This is a genomic window from Marinihelvus fidelis (genome assembly GCF_008725655.1).
GTDB lineage: Bacteria > Pseudomonadota > Gammaproteobacteria > Xanthomonadales > SZUA-36 > Marinihelvus > Marinihelvus fidelis.
Genome location: NZ_VYXP01000001.1, coordinates 88,751 through 109,825, shown reverse-complemented (window position 1 = coordinate 109,825; position 21,075 = coordinate 88,751). Strand labels below are relative to the sequence as shown.

15 protein-coding genes and 1 pseudogene are annotated in these 21,075 nt (G+C 57.8%); 8 read left to right on the top strand and 8 right to left on the bottom strand.

Translation table 11 applies throughout. From position 1 onward, the window contains the following. Nucleotides 1-16 precede the first annotated feature (16 nt). The 3 genes and pseudogenes from F3N42_RS00460 to F3N42_RS00450 form a co-directional block, all read left to right on the top strand. A complete protein-coding gene (locus F3N42_RS00460; protein ID WP_191621134.1) occupies nucleotides 17-1,174 on the top strand; it encodes a hypothetical protein in 1,158 nt (385 codons plus the stop codon). A gap of 127 nt (nucleotides 1,175-1,301) precedes the next feature. Continuing rightward, nucleotides 1,302-2,504, top strand: a complete 1,203-nt coding sequence (locus F3N42_RS00455) for a hypothetical protein (RefSeq protein ID WP_150862406.1) — start codon at nucleotides 1,302-1,304, stop codon at nucleotides 2,502-2,504. A 231-nt stretch (nucleotides 2,505-2,735) separates the two neighbouring features. After that, nucleotides 2,736-3,405 (top strand): annotated as a pseudogene (locus F3N42_RS00450) (DNA/RNA helicase domain-containing protein); the annotation flags it as partial. Between the two features lie 102 nt (nucleotides 3,406-3,507). Here the strand turns inward: F3N42_RS00450 and F3N42_RS00445 are convergent. The 4 genes from F3N42_RS00445 to F3N42_RS00430 all read right to left on the bottom strand — a co-directional run bounded on the left by F3N42_RS00445 (nucleotide 3,508) and on the right by F3N42_RS00430 (nucleotide 12,115). Then, nucleotides 3,508-4,743, bottom strand: coding sequence for a phosphorylase family protein (locus F3N42_RS00445; RefSeq protein WP_150862404.1), 1,236 nt, complete (start codon nucleotides 4,741-4,743; stop codon nucleotides 3,508-3,510). Beyond that, nucleotides 4,743-5,168: a response regulator gene (locus F3N42_RS00440; RefSeq protein ID WP_191621133.1), complete on the bottom strand. Its 426-nt coding sequence runs from the start codon at nucleotides 5,166-5,168 to the stop codon at nucleotides 4,743-4,745. The genes F3N42_RS00445 and F3N42_RS00440 overlap by 1 nt, the downstream gene beginning before the upstream one ends. 8 nt (nucleotides 5,169-5,176) lie before the next feature. Continuing rightward, complete coding sequence (locus F3N42_RS00435) at nucleotides 5,177-8,548, bottom strand: hypothetical protein (RefSeq protein WP_150862402.1); 3,372 nt, start codon at nucleotides 8,546-8,548, stop codon at nucleotides 5,177-5,179. A 99-nt stretch (nucleotides 8,549-8,647) separates the two neighbouring features. After that, nucleotides 8,648-12,115 carry a methylmalonyl-CoA mutase family protein gene (locus F3N42_RS00430; RefSeq protein ID WP_150862401.1) on the bottom strand — a complete coding sequence of 1,156 codons (3,468 nt, stop codon included), beginning with the start codon at nucleotides 12,113-12,115 and terminating at the stop codon, nucleotides 8,648-8,650. Between the two features lie 182 nt (nucleotides 12,116-12,297). On the opposite strand from F3N42_RS00430, the gene F3N42_RS00425 reads away from it, so the two are divergent. After that, nucleotides 12,298-13,536 carry a cation:proton antiporter gene (locus F3N42_RS00425; RefSeq protein ID WP_150862400.1) on the top strand — a complete coding sequence of 413 codons (1,239 nt, stop codon included), beginning with the start codon at nucleotides 12,298-12,300 and terminating at the stop codon, nucleotides 13,534-13,536. Between the two features lie 23 nt (nucleotides 13,537-13,559). Here F3N42_RS00425 and F3N42_RS00420 read toward each other — a convergent pair whose 3' ends face one another. Then, nucleotides 13,560-14,246: a carbohydrate-binding family 9-like protein gene (locus F3N42_RS00420; RefSeq protein ID WP_150862399.1), complete on the bottom strand. Its 687-nt coding sequence runs from the start codon at nucleotides 14,244-14,246 to the stop codon at nucleotides 13,560-13,562. Nucleotides 14,247-14,398: 152 nt separating this feature from the next. On the opposite strand from F3N42_RS00420, the gene F3N42_RS00415 reads away from it, so the two are divergent. Together F3N42_RS00415 and F3N42_RS00410 are read left to right on the top strand one after the other, a co-directional pair. Beyond that, on the top strand, nucleotides 14,399-14,668 hold the full coding sequence (locus tag F3N42_RS00415; RefSeq protein WP_224784600.1) for a DUF6364 family protein: 270 nt from the start codon (nucleotides 14,399-14,401) through the stop codon (nucleotides 14,666-14,668). Beyond that, nucleotides 14,665-15,141, top strand: a complete 477-nt coding sequence (locus F3N42_RS00410; protein ID WP_150862398.1) for a type II toxin-antitoxin system VapC family toxin — start codon at nucleotides 14,665-14,667, stop codon at nucleotides 15,139-15,141. The genes F3N42_RS00415 and F3N42_RS00410 overlap by 4 nt, the downstream gene beginning before the upstream one ends. Here the strand turns inward: F3N42_RS00410 and F3N42_RS00405 are convergent. Then, on the bottom strand, nucleotides 15,090-16,670 hold the full coding sequence (locus tag F3N42_RS00405) for a glycoside hydrolase family 43 protein (RefSeq protein WP_150862397.1): 1,581 nt from the start codon (nucleotides 16,668-16,670) through the stop codon (nucleotides 15,090-15,092). The two genes, F3N42_RS00410 and F3N42_RS00405, sit on opposite strands and share 52 nt — an antisense overlap. A gap of 99 nt (nucleotides 16,671-16,769) precedes the next feature. Continuing rightward, on the bottom strand, nucleotides 16,770-17,270 hold the full coding sequence (locus tag F3N42_RS00400; protein ID WP_150862396.1) for a hypothetical protein: 501 nt from the start codon (nucleotides 17,268-17,270) through the stop codon (nucleotides 16,770-16,772). 139 nt (nucleotides 17,271-17,409) lie between these two features. Here F3N42_RS00400 and F3N42_RS00395 point away from each other — a divergent pair, with 139 nt between their 5' ends. Both F3N42_RS00395 and F3N42_RS00390 read left to right on the top strand, forming a co-directional pair. Then, complete coding sequence (locus F3N42_RS00395; RefSeq protein ID WP_150862395.1) at nucleotides 17,410-18,957, top strand: TolB family protein; 1,548 nt, start codon at nucleotides 17,410-17,412, stop codon at nucleotides 18,955-18,957. 6 nt (nucleotides 18,958-18,963) lie between these two features. Continuing rightward, nucleotides 18,964-19,947 carry a nucleoside hydrolase gene (locus F3N42_RS00390; protein WP_150862394.1) on the top strand — a complete coding sequence of 328 codons (984 nt, stop codon included), beginning with the start codon at nucleotides 18,964-18,966 and terminating at the stop codon, nucleotides 19,945-19,947. A gap of 13 nt (nucleotides 19,948-19,960) precedes the next feature. On the opposite strand, the gene F3N42_RS00385 is transcribed toward F3N42_RS00390, so the two are convergent. Next, nucleotides 19,961-21,073, bottom strand: a complete 1,113-nt coding sequence (locus tag F3N42_RS00385) for a Yip1 family protein (protein ID WP_150862393.1) — start codon at nucleotides 21,071-21,073, stop codon at nucleotides 19,961-19,963. Nucleotides 21,074-21,075 lie beyond the last annotated feature (2 nt).

Sequence of the window (21,075 nt, the reverse complement as noted above, 5' to 3'; positions counted from 1 at the left end):
CTTGTCTACTGTAAATGTGTTTAGTGCGATTGCGATTTCGAACGGCGCAATTGACACCCATGGAACCAGGGATGCTTACGAAATGATGAGCCAGCTAAAATTATCCACATGTGCCCGGGGCATATTTTTTTCATCCATGATGACCCTCAGTTCCGGGGCGCTCGCCCAGGTTGAGATCAGTGATCCGGTGATTCTCGCTCCGCTCGAAGGCGGCACGGTTGCCTATGCCTATGACATCAACGATGCCGGATTCGTTGTTGGCCTGTCAGACTCAGATTCACCGAACCTGCAGCCCGTGGTATGGGACAACAGCGGTGTTCCCATAGCGCTGCCGATTCCGATCGAATGCAGTGTCTCCGCCGTCCCTTACCTGATCAACAACAAGGGTGACGCGATCGGCAATTGCATTCCCGAGCGGACGACCAATGTATTCTGGGGCAGCGATGGCACGATAGAAATCACCTACCCACTGAGCGGTGACTCAGAACTTTTTTTCAGGGGGATGAACAATCGCGGTATCGCCGTCGGTGACAGCAACCCGACCAACTTTACCTATTCCACCGCGGTGCTTTGGAACCCTGGTCATGAACTGGAAATCCTGGTTCCGCTTCCGGGTGATGACGTCGCCATTGCCACGGATGTGAATAATGGTGGCACGGCGATTGGTCGAAGCGGTTGGTGGGACCTCGACTACAACAACTTCATGAAGCCGGTTCGCTGGGACCGGTTTGGCAATCCGACTCAACTCGAATTGCCCCCAGGGCCAAACACCTGCAATAACGCGTTTCCGAGAGCCATCAACAACAACAATGTCGCGACCGGTGCCTGCGCCGCCCCGGGCTATGGCGATGCCGTCAGGTGGGAACGAGACGGTTCGGCATCGCTGCTGGAGCACCCCCCGGGCATGGCTGCGGACTCCGCGGACATCAACGATCGCGGCCAGATTGCCGGAACGGTCTTCACCGGCGAAATTGCAAATGACTGGAATGGGTTAACCATCCCGGTGATCTGGGATGCCAACAACAAGATGATCCGCCTGCCCATTCCGGACAACCGACCGGAAGGGGAAAGATCTGAAGCCACCGATATCAACAATTCCGGCCAGGTGCTGGGTTTTATTCGGGGGTGGAACACATATGCATCTCTGGTTTGGACGGTGCGAAGCGACCAGTAATCGAAAATGGAGCCTTTAGCGGACAGGAGGCAAACAAATCCCCCTAAAAATCCGCAATCTGTAGTGAGAGGGGGATTCCATTTCAGTGACTCATTTCGGGTCATGAATTCCAAGGGAGAAATCAATAATGAAGCTATTGGGAAAGTTCGGGTGGAACCCTTTGCAGAAGGCCGCGTTCGTGACAACGCTTTTTGTATTGGCACTACCGGGTACGGCATTCGGTGAATCGAATGAAGAGTTTCGTAATACGTTGCTTCGATTTCACGATTATGGATCCGTTATCAGACCCGGTATTGCTGACTACAGATCGGTGCTGGAGAACGCCGACGATACGACACTCGAAGCTTTGCGGAGTGTGATGGGCGACCTGGACTCGCTGTCCCTGAGTCTTGACTATCTCGAGCGGTCACTGGATCCAAACATCTATGCTCGCGGGCCCGATATTCGTTTGAAGGATAGTCCGCAGATATCTACACAGAACATTATTCGAGGTGATCCTTCACCCTGGAACCCTGCGGTTCCTCCTTACCCTGCGAGCCCAGGTGGTGCCGGAAACTACACTGCTTTCACGGCAACGCTGGAAGGTTTGGGTGCGCTGACCGACTCAGATGGTGACGGAAAACTGAATGACGAACGCTGCAGTGCTGACTATGAGGCGGGGCTGGAAATTGGTATCGCGGCAACGGGCACCATTGATTCCTTGAATGTTGCCTGCGCTGCCTTGCCGCCTATTGCTGACAAGGTCTGTTACGTGGCTGCCGCTGTAGTCGCTGCAACGGTGTCGGGCCTTGAGATCGCTATGGCCCAATGCTCGTTGCAGGACGCATTGGTGGATTCCGCTGAAATCGAGGCCGCTTTCGAAAATACAGTTGTCATATACGACCAGCTTATCGATACCGATGCCGAGCTGAACATGGATCACGACGAACTGTTTAGTGATATCAGTGATTTGTCAGACGACCACGCCGACCTGCTGAATGGGCAGACCGCGCTTGGGAACCAGATCGCGGCGCACGATACCAACCTGGCGGATCACGATTCAGACATGAAGAGCATCGTGTCGATCCACGATCTGGACATAAAAACCACCGTCGCAAATCACGATGCGGATATAAAGTCCGCAGTGGCGTTGCATGATGGTGACGTCAAGGCGCTATTAGCCACTCTTCAGGCAGTTGTTGATGCCAATCAGGCCCTTCTTGAAACCTCCCTGGCGCGACAACTGGAAACCATACGTTTGCTCAATACCCCACAGGGTCAACGATCGACAGATGTACCCGCCTGTGACGGCGAGGGTTGCGATTGGCCGAACCGGGGCAACGGTAACTAGTTGAAATTCCCCGTCAGGGGTGGAAAGAGGACCCGGTTTCATTCTGAAACCGGGTCCTGTGGCATTTTAGGCCGTAGTCTCAAGCGTTACGCCGTTGGTTATTTCCTTCAGGTTCAAGTGTTTATTCTGCATGTTTTTACTGTGAACCTATAATGTTCAAAATCACAGGTAAGAAAGTTCAAACCCACAACCGTTTCGCCCTCAATCCTCGCAAACCAGTCCCAACATCGCTATGCTGGCGGCGCCCACCGCGAGGTGCCCCAACCCCAGCTACCAAGCTTGGACCTACGCCACCCTGATCCGCGACTTCAACGAAACCGTGCAGCAGGACCACATCGAGCTGAAGCCGTCCAAGAACCTGGCCGACCACCTGTCCAGCCTGCTGCAGAGCAACCGCGAGTTCCAGCTGATCGTCGAAGGCGGCCCCGGCACCGGCAAGTCCGTGGTGGCCATCAACCTGCTGGTCGAACTCACCGCCCGCGAGAAGCTGGTGCACTACGTGACCCGCAACGCCGAGCCCAACGGCATGGACGTGCTGGTGGTCGACGAGGCCCACCGCCTGAACGAGAAGTCCGGCCTGTACGGCAACCTGGGCGAAAACCAGGTCAAGGAACTGATCGACGCCGCGCGCTGCAGCGTATTCTTCATCGACGAAGACCAGCGTGTGACCCTGAAGGACATCGGCACCAAGGAAGAAATCAAGGCCTGGGCCCAACGCGCCGGCGCAAAAGTCACCGAACTCGCCCTGGAATCGCAATTCAGGTGCAACAGCTCCGACGGCTACCTAGCCTGGCTCGACCACGCCCTGCAAATCCGCCCCACCGCCAACACCACCCTGGAAGACATCGACTACGACTTCCGCGTCTGCGACTCCCCCACCGAACTGCGCCGCGTGTTTGCCGAGAAGAATGACAAACCCCTAGCGTTTGCGTGCTGACTCATACTCAAACCGAGTAAGCTTACTGTTGCGCAATGAGCGCAAAGACCCATTTGGGCTAGGTATTCATGGATTTAAGTTGGACACCAAGTTTGGAATTAAATGAGCACAGAACCTTGCGCTCGTGTATGCAGCGTAGTCTTGATAGTCATCATTCTTAGTTCCATCCGCGAAGTCACATACTGATTTAACAACGATTGCAATTGGTGGTGGTGCAGGCGCTACAGATGCCGCGTACATTGCTCCGTATGCTTCCATTTCTAGCCCAACAGTTTTGCGGTTTTGAGAAAGCACCATATCTTGAATATTCCCAGAGTCATCAGCGACAACCGATGAACCACTAACAATTGGTCCAATATGAACTTTCGGGCTAAATTGTGGCTTGGCCTGTTTCCAACTATCGTACGCTTCCTTCACAACACCCGAGTCTTCGACCTTTTCTATTATTGGAATCACCCTCGGATCAAGCCTTAGTTGCTTAGGCGCTGCATAAAGCTTTAAGAGTCCCTCCTCCTGACACAACTTGCCAGAAAGGTAATTCCAAACCGGGTCTCCGACTAAAACGTCCCCCAAACCTGTTTCCTTCATTCCTGCGCAAATTCCGGTGAGAATCAGGAACTTTGGCCTAAACAAACGCACGACCTTTGAACACAAGATTGCACATGGTGTAGATCCCATGTCGCCAACATGACAGGCCACAACACTAATGCTGTTTTCTTGAGGTTGCAGTTCTGTTCGCCAATACCGAGTCGTGTCATTAAATGGAACTTCATCGCTCCAACTATCACTCAACGCGAGCACTTGTTTCAATTCCGGATCGCGAAGCGCACATATGATAGCTACATCGACGTCGTAACCATCAGAAACAGACGCTTCTCGGCGGCGCCTTGATTCCAACAAATAACCTAACCGGTTTCGAAGTTTTTTCTTCCATTCATTCGATGTTTCATCATACGCGAGCAACCCCAGAATTCGATTTTCGAAGTGTTCACTGTGTTGTTCTATCTGATCTCCATACTCTGAAATAGCGAAAACATGAGGAGGTAAACGAAACCGGTCGTTCTCTTCGATTTCCCCCAACAATTCAATCCCGGAGCCCGATCTTGGCTCTTCACCATCCCTTAAGGGCAAGACAAGATCCAAGAACAGCACGTCATACCAATCTACAAGCTTTCTCTTGGCTTCATTTACGGTATTAGCGACATCTACTGATGCTTCAAGATCAATTCCTAATATTTCTCGAGAAATCTCTCTCGCTTTGACTGGATTGTCGTCGACAATAAGAACTTTCAGTCCGGTCATCAGAATGCTTCCATTACCAATGAAAGTTCATGCCGCCACGTAGAACTTGGTTTGAACCTGACAACGCCGCGGCAAAAGCTCGGGTACTGCCGAAGCAGATCGGACTTGAGCTCGTTAAACGACTTCTTGTCTTCACCATGGCCAATTTCATCAAATCCAGTGATAACGACAAAAGGAATCAATTTTTCGACTCTTTCTAATTCTTCGAGTATCTCCATCCCTCCGAAGTGCCTAAAACGCCCTTCATCTCCTTTTCCGGAAAACTGAGGAATCGAAATGTCAAGAACCAGAAAATCCCACTCGTCACTCTTAAGCATCAATAAACCCGATTGCCATGAATCAGCCACATTAACCCCTTTCGAACCAGTCAAATTGTCAATCGCATCCTTTATCTGATCGCTCTTCCGTGAATCGTCTTCAACCACAAGTATTTTCATTGGACTCGACAAATGCTTGGCAACCAAACTTTGAGATAAAATCTACCGTTCTCTATCCCAAACTCAGGGGAAATCTCCGCCTCTAAATCCACCCGGGCCAGTTTGCGAATCTTCGCAAGTCCGCTACCACCTTCCGTTCGAATTAGATCTGGCGTATCAGAATCATAGGAACTCTGACGTTGAACCAAGTCATCATTTAATGCTCTACATTCCTCTAAATTTGCGAACCTCACCTCATTCGTAAATTCAATGCGGTATTTTTCTTCCTCCTGGAATAATCCAACTTCACAAGCACAACCTTCGCTAGAACGCTTCGAGTGAGTCATTACATTGCCAAACGCGAGAAGAAGAATGTCGAAAACGGGCTCTAGCGCACTTCCTGGAAAACGTAAAAATGTGGCAATGTTCTTTGTCACTTCCAATTGAGTATTCGGGTGGCGAAGGCGTATTGTTCGTACGGCAGCATCAATTAAAGTATCCAATGAAAAGTCAACGTACTTCTTCACATTCGAGAGAGAAAACCAGTCTGAAATCTCATTAATTGCAGAAGGAATGCTTGTTCTCACAGCCGTAGCATTGTCAGCTAATTGCTGGGAATTATTTAGGGTCAAGGCAAAAGCATGCATTTGATCAATCGCAGAAACTAGTTCACCCTTTGCTCGCCCCTGAATGACGATCTTTGCCCGCTCCAAACAACGTGCTAATCGGCGATAAAGGTGGTCTATACAAACATCATAGACTTCAGGTAGTGACATACCTTTGGTAACGTCGCGGCACACTTCATCAAATTGCTCATGAGAGTAATGGAAGTTGAAAGCTGCCTGATGGTTCTGATTCTCTATTTCAATTTGAATGACTTCCTTTAGGAGCCATGAGTTCATTTGATGAATCGCGTCGTTGAGTGCCCTTAGCGCATCAAATGCGATGCTATATTCGCTTTTTAATAAACCTTTCCAACTCTCGGAATGCTCGTAGGAGTTGTTGCCGGTTTGGGTCAACACCAGGTCACGTTGTTTGAAAACAGCAAGTATCCGGCCCGATAGCACGGCATGTCGAATCTTTACGCTCAAGTAGCCGTCAAGGCCAAACTCGTTGCTAAACAGAAAGCCTTCTTTGATTTTGTTGAATATCGATGTCAAATACTGATAAGACTGATTTGCCACTAATAACTGACCGGCCTTTCTCTCTCCCGTCAATATCTGCGCTCGAGTGATCTTTGGAAGAATCCCTTCAGACAATTGTGCCTCGAGTTTAGAAAAATCATTGGCCAACTTGTCTTTAATCGCTTCAAAAAGACGAACGTGATCAACGTTAATCTTACCTGCTCCGAGTTGGTCTAGAATCTTTCTTAGTTCTCGCTCACGTGTAATCGCGAGAAGTTCTTTCTCAACCTCTTGCGAAAACTGAGAATCGGTTCGCAGTAGCTCTAGCAGAATTCTTACTCGTTCTTCATCAATAGACGATTGGCTATCGAATGTTTCAAGGCAGTCAAGCAGATTAGTTTGACAGACGCGACCCAGAAAGTAGATTAGCTGCTGATCACCATCAATACCTAGACGTAACAATTCTGCGGGAGATCGTACACCTTGAGCGTCCAGGTAATTTCGAAAGGCGGCCCTTAGCAATGACTCGGAATTGGCTTCAAAAAACCGTTCATGAACACCAATAACATTACAAATTCCCAACTCTCGCTGAAGATTTTTCAAACCAATTTTTTTGATCAAAGTAACGATATCAACGACAGGAAGCATCCTGTGCCTCAATTCGTCTTCCGCTATTTCTTGTGAAATCAAATTTATGGACTTTTCAAGCTGACCGGTCTTGAGAAAGGCATATGCCAAAAACTGAATTGCGAATCCTGCGGCTATCTGGTCATTTGATGTAGAAAGGGCCACCAATATCCTTTCTAGTTTCTCTATTTCCCCGGTCGTAAAAGCAATTTTTGCGCAATATTTTTGCTTCCTGTATTCCGGCAAAGTGAGCAGATTCACTTGCTCTGAGTTTTGACTTTCAACGGCTTCAACCAGATTTAGAACATCTGAATCACCGTACAACTTTCGGCAATAGTTGATGAATTTTTGTCGCGTTCGGCGATCGGTTATGAGTTTGATCGAGCGAGGATTGACTGGGCATCGAAAAAAATCAGCAGTTCGTAGCTGCATTCTCTCGTCAGGGCTAATCATGGACGAGTATTTAGCAACAAGATCTGAAAGTATTTCGGACCAGTCAAAGTTTGCAAACAATAAACACATCGACCGTAGGGAGATCAGATCTTTTTCAGAAGGTGTTCCACCTCTTAGGAGCGTCGAGACAGAGAACTGGATACGCTCGGCTATATCTTGCTGAGAACCGAAATCTCGTTTACATCGCCGAATGCTATTCGCCACTATTTCTAATGTGTCACTAAACAATGCTGCCGATTGACAAAACTCGTTTCGAGAATTCACTACGTCAGCATATTTACCCACCGTATACTTCTGATGCAGTTCAATCGGAAACTCAAAATTGCCCAGATCATTGAAATCGCCAATTGAAACTCGCAGGTTGGCGAAAACACGGTCTTTATCAACGGGTAGAATTCGAGCAACTTCTTCGTCAGACATTTTTATCGATTTCAATGCCTTGGGTTGACTCAACAGTTTTCGAAGCACATAGAACTGGTCAATTACGGGCAACGACTGAAGAGACGTTAAGAACCGCGATATTGAGACTCTCGGCTCCCATGAGGTCGAAGGAAGCAAGAGCAGCTCGATTACTGAAGAGTGAGATGTAAAATTTTTGAAACCACTGTTGTGTTGGTATTCTGCCCCCAAATCGTCGTTGACTGACGCCACAACATTCTTGAATTCAAAGATATTAATTCCTGGCGTAAATTTGAGGCGAAGAAGTGCGCTGCAATAACGAGAGAAAAACGATTCTGCGTGACTCTCTAAATTTTGAATTCTTTTCGTATGGTCATTTCCAAAAACATCGATTAAGAGTCGGCATTGCACCGACCAGTAAGAAATACCACAGCGAGTTTCAAGGTCAGCGACAAGTGCATCGACCTTCGTAAAATCGTTTACGAGGAAAGCATCGGCGATTGATTCACGAATATCTAAGAAAAATTCGATTTCAGATTGGAAGGTTTTCTGTAGTGCTAGTAGAAACTGCAGCTTTATTTCCGCAGGCCCTTCAATAAAAATCGGCGCATTTCCTAACCCTTCAATAGTTGGGAAATAGTCACCTTTCTTAACCAATGGAGGGCTATTTTCTACCGAAAATAGCGAGGATATAAATTCCGGAACTTCCTCAATGGAGAGCCTCTTGATCTTCCTCTTTACAACTTTCTCTAAACCATATTTTTGAACGTCTTCGCGAAGCCCCATCTTGATTCCAGATAGAAAAATTTACTCAAACCAATGGCCGAAGGACATGATAGTTCTACATTCTCAAGAAAGGGAATCTTTGTTACAGAAATAACCCTTCTACATATTCCTCCGATACTCCCCCCCAACCTCATAAAGCGCGTGCGACATCGACCCCAGCGAACAAACCTTGCCCGCCGCCATCAACGCCTCAAAAGTATTTTCTCGCTTCCGAGCCACGTCCTGCAGCTCCCTAAGCAACGCCCCACTCTCATCCCCATGCGCTGAGCGGTAGGTCTCCACGTTCTCCACCTGCTGATCCTTCTCAGCATCGGTAGACCGCATCAACTCCAGCTCGCCGCCTTCGGCATGCGGGTCTTTCCCACCCAGGAAGGTGTTGACGCCGATCAGGGGCAGGGAGCCGTCGTGTTTTTTGTGTTCGTAGTAGAGGGATTCTTCCTGGATTTTGGAGCGTTGGTACATGGTGTCCATGGCGCCGAGGACGCCGCCGCGTTCGCTTAGGCGTTCGAATTCCTGGTAGACGGCTTCTTCGACCAGGTCGGTCAATTCATCCACGATGAAGCTGCCTTGCCAGGGGTTTTCGCAGTAGTTCAGGCCCAGTTCCTTGCTGATGATCATCTGGATGGCCACGGCGCGGCGCACGCTTTCTTCCGTGGGGGTGGTGATGGCTTCGTCGTAGGCGTTGGTGTGCAGGCTGTTGCAGTTGTCGAACAGGGCGTAGAGGGCCTGCAGCGTCGTTCTTATATCGTTGAACTGGATTTCCTGGGCGTGCAGGCTCCTTCCACTCGTCTGGATGTGGTATTTGAGCATCTGGCTCCTTGTGTTGGCGCCGTAGCGTTCGCGCATGGCGCGGGCCCAGATGCGGCGGGCGACTCGGCCGATTACCGTGTATTCGGGGTCCATGCCGTTGCTGAAGAAGAAGCTCAGGTTGGGGGCGAAGTCGTCGATGGCCATGCCGCGGGCCAGGTAGTACTCGACGATGGTGAAGCCGTTGCTCAATGTAAACGCGAGCTGGCTGATCGGGTTCGCGCCGGCCTCGGCGATGTGGTAGCCGGAGATGCTGACGCTGTAGAAATTGCGGACGTTGTGGTCGACGAAGTACTGCTGGATGTCGCCCATCATGCGCATGGCGAATTCGGTGCTGAAAATACACGTGTTCTGGGCCTGGTCCTCTTTCAGGATATCGGCCTGGACGGTGCCGCGGACTTTGCTCAGCGTGTCCTTCTTGATCTTCGCGTAGGTGTCGGCGTCGACCAGCTTGTCGCCGGTGATGCCGAGCAGGCCCAGGCCGAGACCGTCGTTACCTTCGGGGAGGTCGCCGTGGTACTTGGGGCGCTCCCTGTCTTGGAAGTACGCGTCGATGGTCTTTTCTGCCTCCTCCCACCTACCTCCTTCCTTCAGGTACTTCTCCACCTGCTGGTCGACGGCGGCGTTCATGAAAAACGCCAGGATCATCGGCGCGGGGCCGTTGATCGTCATGCTGACCGATGTGGTGGGGGCGCAGAGATCAAAGCCGCTGTAGAGCTTCTTCATGTCGTCCAGCGTGGCGATGCTGACGCCGCTGTTGCCGACCTTGCCGTAGATGTCCGGGCGGATGGCCGGGTCCTCGCCGTAGAGCGTGACCGAGTCGAAGGCGGTGCTCAGGCGGGCGGCGGGCTGGCCCTTGCTGACGTAGTGGAACCTCCGATTTGTCCGCTCGGGCGTGCCTTCGCCGGCGAACATGCGGGTCGGGTCCTCGCCGGTGCGGCGGTACGGGAACACGCCGGCGGTGTAGGGATAGCCGCCGGGCAGGTTCTCGCGCATCAGGAAGCTGAGCAGTTCGCCCCAGTCGGCGTCACGGGGCATGCCGATCTTGGGGATCTGCAGGTGGGACAGGCTCTCGCGGTAGTTGTTGCCGGTGATGGTCTTGCCGCGCACCTGGTATTCGTATTGCTCGGTGCGGATGCCTTCCTTTCTTTCCGGCCAGGTGCGCAGCAGCTGCAGGGCTTCCTCGCTGAGCTCGCCGATGGCGGCGTCATATTTCTGCCGCAGGGTCAGCAGGCTGGCGTCTTCGCCTTCCTGTTTCAGCTGCTCGGCGGTGTAGCGCTCGAACGGCGCCGGGCGGGTGCAGTCCTCCAGCGCGCCCAGGGCGTCGTGGTAGCTCTGGGCCAGGTGGGCGGTCTCGGCCTGGCGTTCGATATTCTCGTTGATCGCCCTGCCCTGCTCGGCGATCTCGGCCAGGTACCGGGTGCGCGCCGGCGGGATCAGCACGGTGGCCTTGGGTTCCTTGACGCGGGTGTCGAGGTTGGCGGTCCACTCGTCTTTCGGCAGATCCAGCTTTTCCTGTAGCAGGCGCGCCAGGTTGGCGAACATCCAGGTCACGCCCGGGTCGTTGAACTGGCTGGCGATGGTCGGGTAGACCGGCACCTGCTCGTCGGCCAGGTCGAACTTCAGGTGGTTGCGCTTCCACTGCTTGCGCACATCGCGCAGCGCGTCTTCGGCGCCGCGCTTGTCGAACTTGTTCAGGATCACCAGCTCGGCGAAGTCGAGCATGTCGATCTTCTCCAGCTGGCTCTGGGCGCCGAACTCGCTGGTCATCACGTAGACCGGGAAATCCACCAGGTCGACGATCTCGGAATCGCTCTGGCCGATGCCCGCGGTCTCGACGATGACGAGATCAAAGCCGGCGGATTTGAGGAAATCCACGGCGTCTTTCAGCATCTTGCTGGTGGCCAGGTGCTGGCGTCTCGTGGCCATTGAGCGCATGTAGACGTGCTCGGACCTTAAGCTGTTCATGCGGATGCGGTCGCCCAGCAGCGCGCCGCCGGTGCGGCGGCGGGTGGGGTCGACGGCCAGTACGGCCACGTTCTTGCCCGGGAAGCAGGCCAGGAAGCGGTTCAGGATCTCGTCGGTGACCGAGCTCTTGCCGGCGCCGCCGGTGCCGGTGATGCCGATCACGGGGGCCTGCTTCGCAGCGCCGGCCCACTCGTGGCGTTTCATCTTCAGTTCGGCGTCGCCGTAGCGCTCTTCCTCGATCATGCTGAGCACGGCGGCGACGTCGTTGGCGTTTTCGCGGCGCAGTTTTTCCGGGTCCTCGGGGTCGACACGGTCGCGCCCTGCCCGCTCGACCACGTCCTCGATCATCTCCACCAGCCCCAGGCCCATGCCGTCGTCGGGGTGGTAGATGCGCTCCACGCCGTAGGCTTCCAGCTCGGCGATCTCATCCAGCGTGATGGTGCCGCCACCGCCGCCGAACACCTTGATGTGGCCGGCGCCGCGCTCGCGCAGCTGGTCGATCATGAAGCGGAAATACTCGTTGTGGCCGCCCTGGTAGCTGGAAATGGCGATGGCGTCGGCGTCTTCCTGGATGGCCGCGCGGACGATGTCCAGCACGCTGCGGTTGTGGCCCAGGTGGATCACCTCGCAGCCCTGCGCCTGGATCAGGCGGCGCATAATGTTGATGGCGGCGTCGTGGCCGTCGAACAGGCTGGCGGCGGTGACAAAGCGCAGCGGCGTGTCGTGCGCGCCCTGGCGGGCGGCGTCGCCGTCGTGCTTGCCGGTCTCGAGTTCAGAGGCGGGTCGGCTCATGAAGAATCACGTTGGCATGTGAAGGCCCACCATTTTAGCGCTTTTGCTTCGCCACAGTGCCACGACACGGCTTATGCTTTAATCCCCGGGGCAAAAACCATTCGACCGAGGAGCAGAAGCATGTTGAACCCGCAATTGGCGCCCGCCTTCGCCTTGTTCACCTTTACTGGCGCGGGTGCCCGATGAGCGTAGCGGGATGGTTCCTGGTCGTGGGTGCGGTCATGGCCGTCATGGCCATGACGGCCGCGCACGTGCGGCGTTTCTCGATTTCGAGCTCGATGGTCTACCTGGCGGCGGGCATTGCCCTGGGCCCGGCCGGGTTTGCCGTGTTCCATTTCAACCCGATCGCGCGGTCCGGCCTGTTCGAAGTGCTGACCGAGATCGGCGTGATCATTTCCGTGTTCGTGGCCGGGCTGAAACTGGCCGCGCCGCTGGGCAACCGCTCGTGGTGGAAACCGTTCCGCCTGGCGACCGTGACCATGGTGATCAGCATCGCGCTGGTGGCCATGTTCGGCATGGGCTTCCTGGGGCTCTCGCTGGGCGCGGCCGTCCTGCTGGGCGCTATCCTGGCGCCTACCGACCCGGTGCTGGCCTCCGATGTCCAGGTCAAGGACATCCGTGACCCCAGCACCCTGCGGTTCAGCCTGACCGGAGAAGCGGGCCTGAACGACGGCACGGCGTTTCCGTTCGTCATGCTGGGCCTGGGTCTGCTGGGCGCGCACGAACTCGGCGACCACTACCTGCGCTGGCTTGGCGTCGACGTGATCTGGGCCACGACGGCCGGCCTGGCGGTGGGCGGGCTGCTGGGCGCGCTGTTCGCTTGGATCATCGCCCATCTCCACCGCCGGGGGCTGAGCAGCGCATTCACGGAGGACTTCTCCGGGCTTGCCTTGATCGCGATTGCCTACGGCGCCGCCCTCTTGCTGAAGAGCTACGGGTTCCTGGCCGTGTTCGCGGCCGGCTACATGCTGCACCGCACCGAGCACCACCTGTGCGCCACGGAGGACGAGACGGACGAGCGCGATCCCCACATGACACTCGTTTCGCTGCGCTTTATCCAGCCGCTCGAACGACTGGGCGAAGTCGGCCTGATCATCCTGATGGGGGGCATGCTGTTCGCGGACTCATGGCCCGTTCACTACCTGCTGCTGGCCGCCTGCCTGTTTTTCGTGATCCGCCCGGTGGCGGTGCAGCTGGGGATGCTGGGGTCCGGCATCCATCGCCGTGATCGCTGGCTGATGTCCTGGTTCGGCATCCGCGGCATCGGCTCGCTCTACTACCTGGCCTACGCCCTCCAGCACGGCCTGGACGGGCCGGACGCCGTCGTGTTGACCTCGGCCACGCTGGTGGTGGTGACAACCTCCATCGTGCTGCACGGTGTCACCGTGATCCCCCTCACCCGCCGTTTTTCCGACGACTGAGAGCGTACCGAAACGGTCGCGGCTCAGGCAAAAACGAGCGCGCCGAAGCGCTGGAACTCGTGGAAGCTGGGGCCCACCCGGGCCCAGTCCCACTGGGTCTTTTTGCCGTCGTCGTAGTCCATGCGGTAGACGTTGGCGCGCCAGGTGGTACCCGGTCCTGGGGGGACATTGGCCAGCGGTTTAAGCAGGTCGAAGGGGATGAAAACCTCGGCGCTCCAGCCTGTGACTTCGGCCATGGCCGCCTGCTCGCCGCCGCGAACCGCCACCTTCCTGCGGGTCTTGCGCTCGCCCTCGTAATGCCACGGGCGCCAACCCAGGAAGCGGCCACCCAGGTTGGGCACCAGGATGGGTAGCTCGTAGCCCAGCGGCGAAATCTCGTACTCGAAATAGACCGGGTGTGACTCGTCGGGCCAGAAAAACACCTCGTAGACGTCTTCTTCCCACAGGTCCAGGAAGTCTTCCCCCAGGGTGGCGGTGAGCACCCGGTCGCTGCCGTCGAACAGCACGTAAATGCCTGTATCGGACCAGCACAATTTGAAGCGCGCGCTGTAGTCGTGCGCGCCGCCCGGGCGGCGGTTCAGCGGTACCCAGTCGATGTCGGCCCAGGCCGGGGCGTCGCCTGCGCCGGTCAGGCTGAAGTCCGGGCGGTGAGGGACGGTGAGGCTGGGAGGCGCGGGCTCTGTGTCCAACCGGGTGGGCGGGTTGCTCATACATTCGCTCCAGGCGATATCAAAGACCGGGACAGCATGCCCGATTCCGGCTGGAAAACGAAAAACCGGGGACCGATCGACAAGTTCCTACAGAAAACCTGGCTGATTAGCCGTATACTTTTTAAAAATGAGCCGTATTATGGAGGCAGGTCATGAGCAAACCAAAGTCCAAGGCTTTGAAACCTGAAACCACCAAACTAACCATCCGCTTGCCGCGCGAGCGCGTGGAGTTCGCAAAGCGGTTCGCCAAGCAGCATGGCGTGACCGTTACCGAGGTCATCGGTCGATACTTCGAGTATCTGCAGGCCGAGACGCCCGATGAAATCCACCCCGACCTGGAGTGGCTGGTTGGCATCATTCCGCCGGATGTCGATGTCGATGAACTTCGATACGAATATCTGAAAGAGAAGTACGGGTTATGATCCTGGTCAACCTTAATGTGATCGTCGACGTCCTCCAGGTTCGGCACCCCTTTCATTCGACATCATTGGGAACGCTGAATCGAATCATGGCGGGCAAGCGTCTTGCGGCACTCGCGTCCCACTCCGTAACAACACTTTATTTTCTGATGAGAAAGCACTCCGGGCGTGAAGTGGCCAACCGATCGGTGGACTGGGCGGCACGCCGCTTCGAGGTCATACCCGTGGGCCAGAAAGAACTCGACAGGGCTTTGGCCCTGAACTGGCCCGGCTTTGAAGATGCCGTTGTGGCGGCCGCTGCCGAATCTGCCGGTTGCACCCACATCGTCACCCGCAATGTGCGCGACTTTCGTGGTTCAGTTGTGCCGGCGGTTCTGCCCGATGAACTGGTCATCAACGAAGTCCACGAGTCCTTCACGCGCCGCTACGGCAGCGGCGGCGGCGCGTCCCAGGCCGGTGGCGGCTCAACCCGGTAGTGGTCGAAATCGACGTAACCGCCGGCCTCGCGGGTGGCGGCGTTGAACAGTGCGAACCGGTAGCCCATGAAGTGCGGCAGCGTGTAGCGCATCATTAGCGGTTCGCCGATTGACGTCCACGTGGTGCCGTCGGTGCTGAATTCGAAGCTCGTCGTGTCGGCCAGGTCACGGAAATCCGCGCGGGCGGCGAAATGCACCACGTCGCCGTCCAGCGGCACGCGGGCCTGCTCTAAAGGCGCATCACCGCCAGCGTTGACCATGACCATGAAGCGCTGGCCGTCTTCCTGGCGCACCGCCACGTAGCCATAGTGCCGCTGCAGCAATCCCAGCCCGGCCACATCACCGTCGCGCATGCCGGACACGTCCAGGCTGACGGTCGCGTCACTGACCGGGCCGTAGGTGCGCTGGGTCAGGGTGTTGCGCGTATCCAGGAAACCGTTATCAACGCGGTCGGTCGTCAGGCGCAGAAAACCGGGTCGCGCGTCCAGCGACCAGTACGCCGGCAACGGGTTGTGGTTCCACTGCCAGGCCAACGGCAGCCCGGGGCCGTCGAACTCGTCGGAGGTGACGATACCGGCGACATTCGTGTTGGCCACCGCGATGTCGAGCGTGTCTGGCACCTGGCCGTCTTCGCCCAGCACCGGCCAGCCGTCCTCCCAGGTTACCGGCACCAGGTAGGGGATGCGGCCAACGGCGCCGCGGTCACCGAACAGCATGGCGTACCAGCGGCCGTCCGGTGTGTCGACCAGGCCACCCTGGGCGATGCCCGCGTCCTGCAGCGCGATGCGCCCTTCCCAGGGGCCGTCCAGCGAGTCGGCGCGGTGCACCAGCACCGTGCGCATACCACCGCGCGGCCAGGCAATGTTGAACAGGTAGTAGCGGCCGTCGACCCTGTACAGCTGCGAGCCCTCGGCCTTCAGCATGATCTCGCCGTCGATGGGCGCGCTGGCGTCGGCGATGATGACCCGCGGCTCGGTGCCCGCACGGATGCCCGAGAAATCCGGCTCAAGTTCGACCATGCGGATTTCCCCGGCGCCCCAGACCATGTAGACGCGACCGTCCTCGAAAAACAGCGAGTGGTCATGCAGCATCGGCTCGAATGACGACGACTGCCATTCGCCGTCTTCGATGTCGTCGGTCCAGTACACGTGGGTCCGGCCCGACGTCGAGGAGAACGTCGACACGTAATAGCGGCCTTCGTGATACCGCAGGCTGCTGGCCCACGACCCGGCACCGTAGGCGTCCTCGCCGTTCACCAGGTTCATCGAATCGTTGTGCACCAACGTGTCGTAGGCGTAACGCACCAGCGTCCAGTTCACGAGATCCGGCGAGCGCATGATCGGCAGGCCCGGGTTCATGTGCATCGTGGTGCTGCTCATGTAGTACCGATCACCGGCCCGGATCACCGACACGTCCGGGACGTCCGCCCAGATGACGGGGTTGCGGGCACCTGCCTCGTCCGATCGCGCCGTCATCGGCGACACGGCAAGGGTGACGAACAGGAAGAAGATGGTTTTTCGTAAGCGCATCCGGGCCATCCGCGGAATGAAGTACGGGACGGCCCCACTTTAAGTGATTTGCCGGCGGCGGGCCCATCACCGATGGACGGACCCGCCTGGCACAACGCGCTAACCGGAAAACCGCGTCCCGGCGAACTGCGGGCAGACCTGCCCCTGGAAGGTGTCGTCCATGGCGTAGAACTCGGCCACGCCGGAGCCGGCATACTCGTTGCCGTCATCGCTGATGGTGACGTCGTTGGTGATGATGTTGTAGCCGATGGCCGCGCCGGTGGCGAGGTCATAGCGATAGAACTTCATCGCCGCGCGGTAGTGGTTGCCGCCCAGGTGCTCCCAGACCATCAGGTGCGCGGAGTTCGCGGCCGGGTTGCTGGATGGCACGACCTGGCCGGTGCCGCCCTGCGCATACATGTGCAGGGCCTGGAACGGCGGGCCGGCCATACCGCCACAGGGCCCGACGGCCACATCGACATCCCAGATGCCGACGATGCGGTTCGCTCGGCCATTGTTCTTGGGGTCTGAGCCGATCTCCGCGGATGCAAATGTCGGCGCAAAAAGCATGACAAGCAGCGCCGCGCCGGCAAAACCAGCGCGCTGGATAGAGCGTGACATGAGTGTGATCTCCCGAATACCCGGCGCCGCACCGGATGGCCAGACCGCCGGATTATCGAAATATAGACGGCGCCGCCGCGTTTGCAACGGCGCCGCGGCGTTATAACCTGTCAGCAGGCTCACACACAGGTAAAAACCCATGGCCAAGTCCGGAATCCGTACGTTTGCCCTGGCAACCCTGCCCTTCGCCGGCCTGCTGGCGGCGCATGCCGAGGTCGGCCAGTTCGACAGTAGCCAGGATATCGGCGATGTCGGTCACACCGGCTCGGCAGTGTTTGACGCCGATGCAGGCAGCTACCGGGTCACCGCCAGCGGCCGCAACCTGTGGGGCGACCGTGACGGCTTTCATTTCGTCTGGAAGAAGATCCCCGCACAGGACCTGTCGCTGGCCGCCGATATCGCCTTTGTCGGCGAAGGCGCCGACCCGCACCGCAAGGCCGGGTTGATGATCCGCCAGTCGCTGGATGACGACGCGGCCTATGTCGATGTCATCCTGCACGGTGATGGTCTCACCTCCATGCAGTGGCGGGACGGCCAGGGCAGTGAGACACACCAGATCACCTGGAACGAAACGCATGCCGAACGCCTCAAGATCGAGCGCATCGACGACGCCGTCTACTGGTCGCTCGCGCGCCAGGGCGAGCCACTGGCCCGCGCCGGCGGCAACGCGCGCCTGGACCTGGGCCCGGAGGTCTATGTCGGCCTGGCGCTGAGCGCACACAACAACACCGTCACCGAAACCGCGGTGTTCAGTGACGTGGTGTTCGAGGCCATCGATTTCACGCCGCCGCCGGACCCCGGCTATGGCGCCGAGGTGGACAGCACGCTGGAGGTCATCGACATCCGCGACGGCAACCGCCGCGTGGTGCACCACCTGGCCGGCACCAAGTTCGAGGCGCCCAACTGGAGCGCCGACGACCAGCTGATCTACAACCAGGGCGGGCTGATCTACCGCATCCCGGTGGCGGGCGGCACGCCGCAGGTCATCAACACCGGGCCGCTGAACCGCAACAACAACGACCACGGCATCTCGCCGGACGGCACCCGGCTGATCATCTCTGACCAGTCCGAGCCGGACGACCTGTCGCGCATCTATATCCTGCCGATCACCGGCAGTGACAACCCGGAACTGGTGGTCGGCCACCCCACCGATCGCTCCTACTGGCATGCCTGGCACCCGGACGGCGACCTGGTCGGCTACACGGCGCGGCGGCCAGAGGTCTCCGACGTCTACGACATCTGGGCCAAGCGCCTGTCCGGCGGTGACGAGTTCCGGCTGGTGGGTTCAGACGGGCTGGATGACGGCGCCGAGTTCACGCCGGACGGCCAGTGGGTCTACTTCAACTCATCACGCTCCGGGCAGATGAAGATCTGGCGCGCCCGCGCGGACGGCAGCGCGCCCGAGAAGGTCACCTTCGGCGACGACACCCGCGACTGGTTCCCGCACTTCTCGCCGGACGGCCGCTGGATGGTGTACATCGCTTTCTACACCGATATCGACGTCAACGACCACCCGCCCAACCGCCGCGTGGAGCTGCGCATTGCGCCCACCGACGGCAGCGAGCCGCCCCGGACGCTGACCAAGCTGTTCGGTGGCCAGGGCACCATCAACGTGCCGTCGTGGTCGCCGGACAGCACCCGGGTGGCGTTCGTCAGTTATCGTTTTGCGGCCGAACAGGTCGACTGAGCCACCATGAAGACATTTATCCTTGTACTGCTGCTGATGTGGTCCGGCGCGACCGCGTTGGCTGCGCCCAAAATCATCTTCGACACCGATTTCGGCGGCGATGCCGACGACCTGGGCGCCCTGGCCATGCTGCACAACCTGCAAAAAGCGGGTCACTGCGAGCTGCTGGCCATTGGCAACTGGAACACCGAGCGTTACGCCCAGTCCGCCATCGTGGCCACCAACCGCTTCTATGGCCAGGGCGACATCCCGGTCGGCCTGCGGCCGGGCGATGGCTGGGCGGCCGACTGGCAGTACTCGCGCCCGGTGGCTGAAGCGCTGCCGGAGTTGGCGCCCGACCCCACTGAAGCCGCGCCGTCGGTCGTGGACGTGTACCGCGCCACGCTGGCCGCGCAAGCACCGGGCACAGTGCAATTCGTCACCGTAGGGCCGCTGGCCAACATCCTGGCGCTACTGGAATCCGGTCCGGACGAGCACTCGGACATGGGCGGCCGCGAGCTGGTCGCCAGCCGCGTACAGCGCTTCGTCATCATGGGCGGCCAGTACCCACAGGGTGACAACGAATGGAACTTTGACGGCGACCAGCCGGGCGTGACCCGCCGCACACTGGAGATGATCGACGTCCCGGTGGTCTTTTCCGGCTACGAACTGGGTGAGCCCATTCGTACTGGCCCGGCGCTCGCCAAGCTGCCGGAAAAACACCCTTTACGGGTCGGCTACCGGTATTTCAGCCAACACGCGTTCTGGATGAAGGACCGTTTCACCGGGCAGATCCTGGACAATGCATCCTACGACCAGACCGCGGTGCTGTTTGCCGTGCTGGGTGGTGAAGGCGAGTGGTGGTCGCTGTCCCAGCCCGGCACCGTCCTCGCCGATGACGAGGGCGGCAACCGCTGGCAGCCCGACCCGCAGGGCCGGCACCGCTACCTGGTGGCGGAAACGGCGCCGGACAACATCGCCGCCGTCATCCGCGAATGGATGATGAAATAGCGACTGCTGTCGTTCAGAACAGGTCGCCCAGCACGTCTTCGTACTCCTTGTAGAGCTCGAAGTTGTGCTCCAGCGCGTCCGAGCCGCTGCCCTGCTGCAGCTTGGCCACGCGTAGCTGCTCCTTGACCCAGCGGTACTCGGCCCAGTTGCCGCCGCCGGTCTTGACCACTTCCATCTCCACGTTCTGCAGGCTCACCGCGGTGCCCATGCCCTCGTAGATGGCCATCAGGTCGCCGGGGGATTTCACCTCACCTTCCTCGACCTCCTCGGAGATCTTCTTCAGCCGCTCGGCTCGATCGGCCAGCGCGGCCTCGGCCTTTTTCACCACCTCGACCAGGTCCTCGACCTGGTCCTCGCTGACCTTGCCGTCGCTGGGCGGCTCGAACTGGTCTCGCGATGCGGCCTGCACCAGCTCGGCCTGGCGCTGGGCCTGGCCGAAGATACCGGTGCCGGAGGCGATATCGCCGGAAATGCTGGTCTTGCCGTCATTGCGGCTACCGATGTCGGACAGGTCTGGCCCGGGGCGCAGCCCGCTGAACGCCAGCACGGCACCCAGGATCATGTTGCAGATGATGACCGCGATAATGCTGACGATATAGTGGCCGACGCGCTTGTCATCGGGCACCTCCAGCGCCAGCGGGATGATCTTGTACAGCAGCACCAGGGACCAGATACCACCCGCCAGGGCGACCAGGAAACCGACCCATGGAATTAACGCGCCGACGATACCGGCCAGCCAGGCTGGGATGGCCACCAGCGATACCGCGGCAAACGTGCGGTCGAAACTGGGCTTGCCCCCGAACACACCCGCCAGGGCACTGATGATAAAGACGGCCAGCAGAAAGCCCGCCACGGCGGTCACCAGCGTGAACAGCAGGGCCGCGATAAAGCTGTCCCCCATGGCGTACTTGCTCAGGCCTCCAAAAATCCAGGTAAAAAGGGTCGACAACAGCACGTTGGCCAGTAGCAACGGCCCGGTCAGCAGGAACAGCGTCTTCTGCCAGCCCGGGTTGTCCGCCAGGTACTCGCTCCAGGTTGTCTGCGGCTCCAGCACGCCACCCTTGACCAGCGCGACCGTCTTGTTGATATCGAACTCCATCCCGTTCTCCTCGTTATTTTCAGTCATGT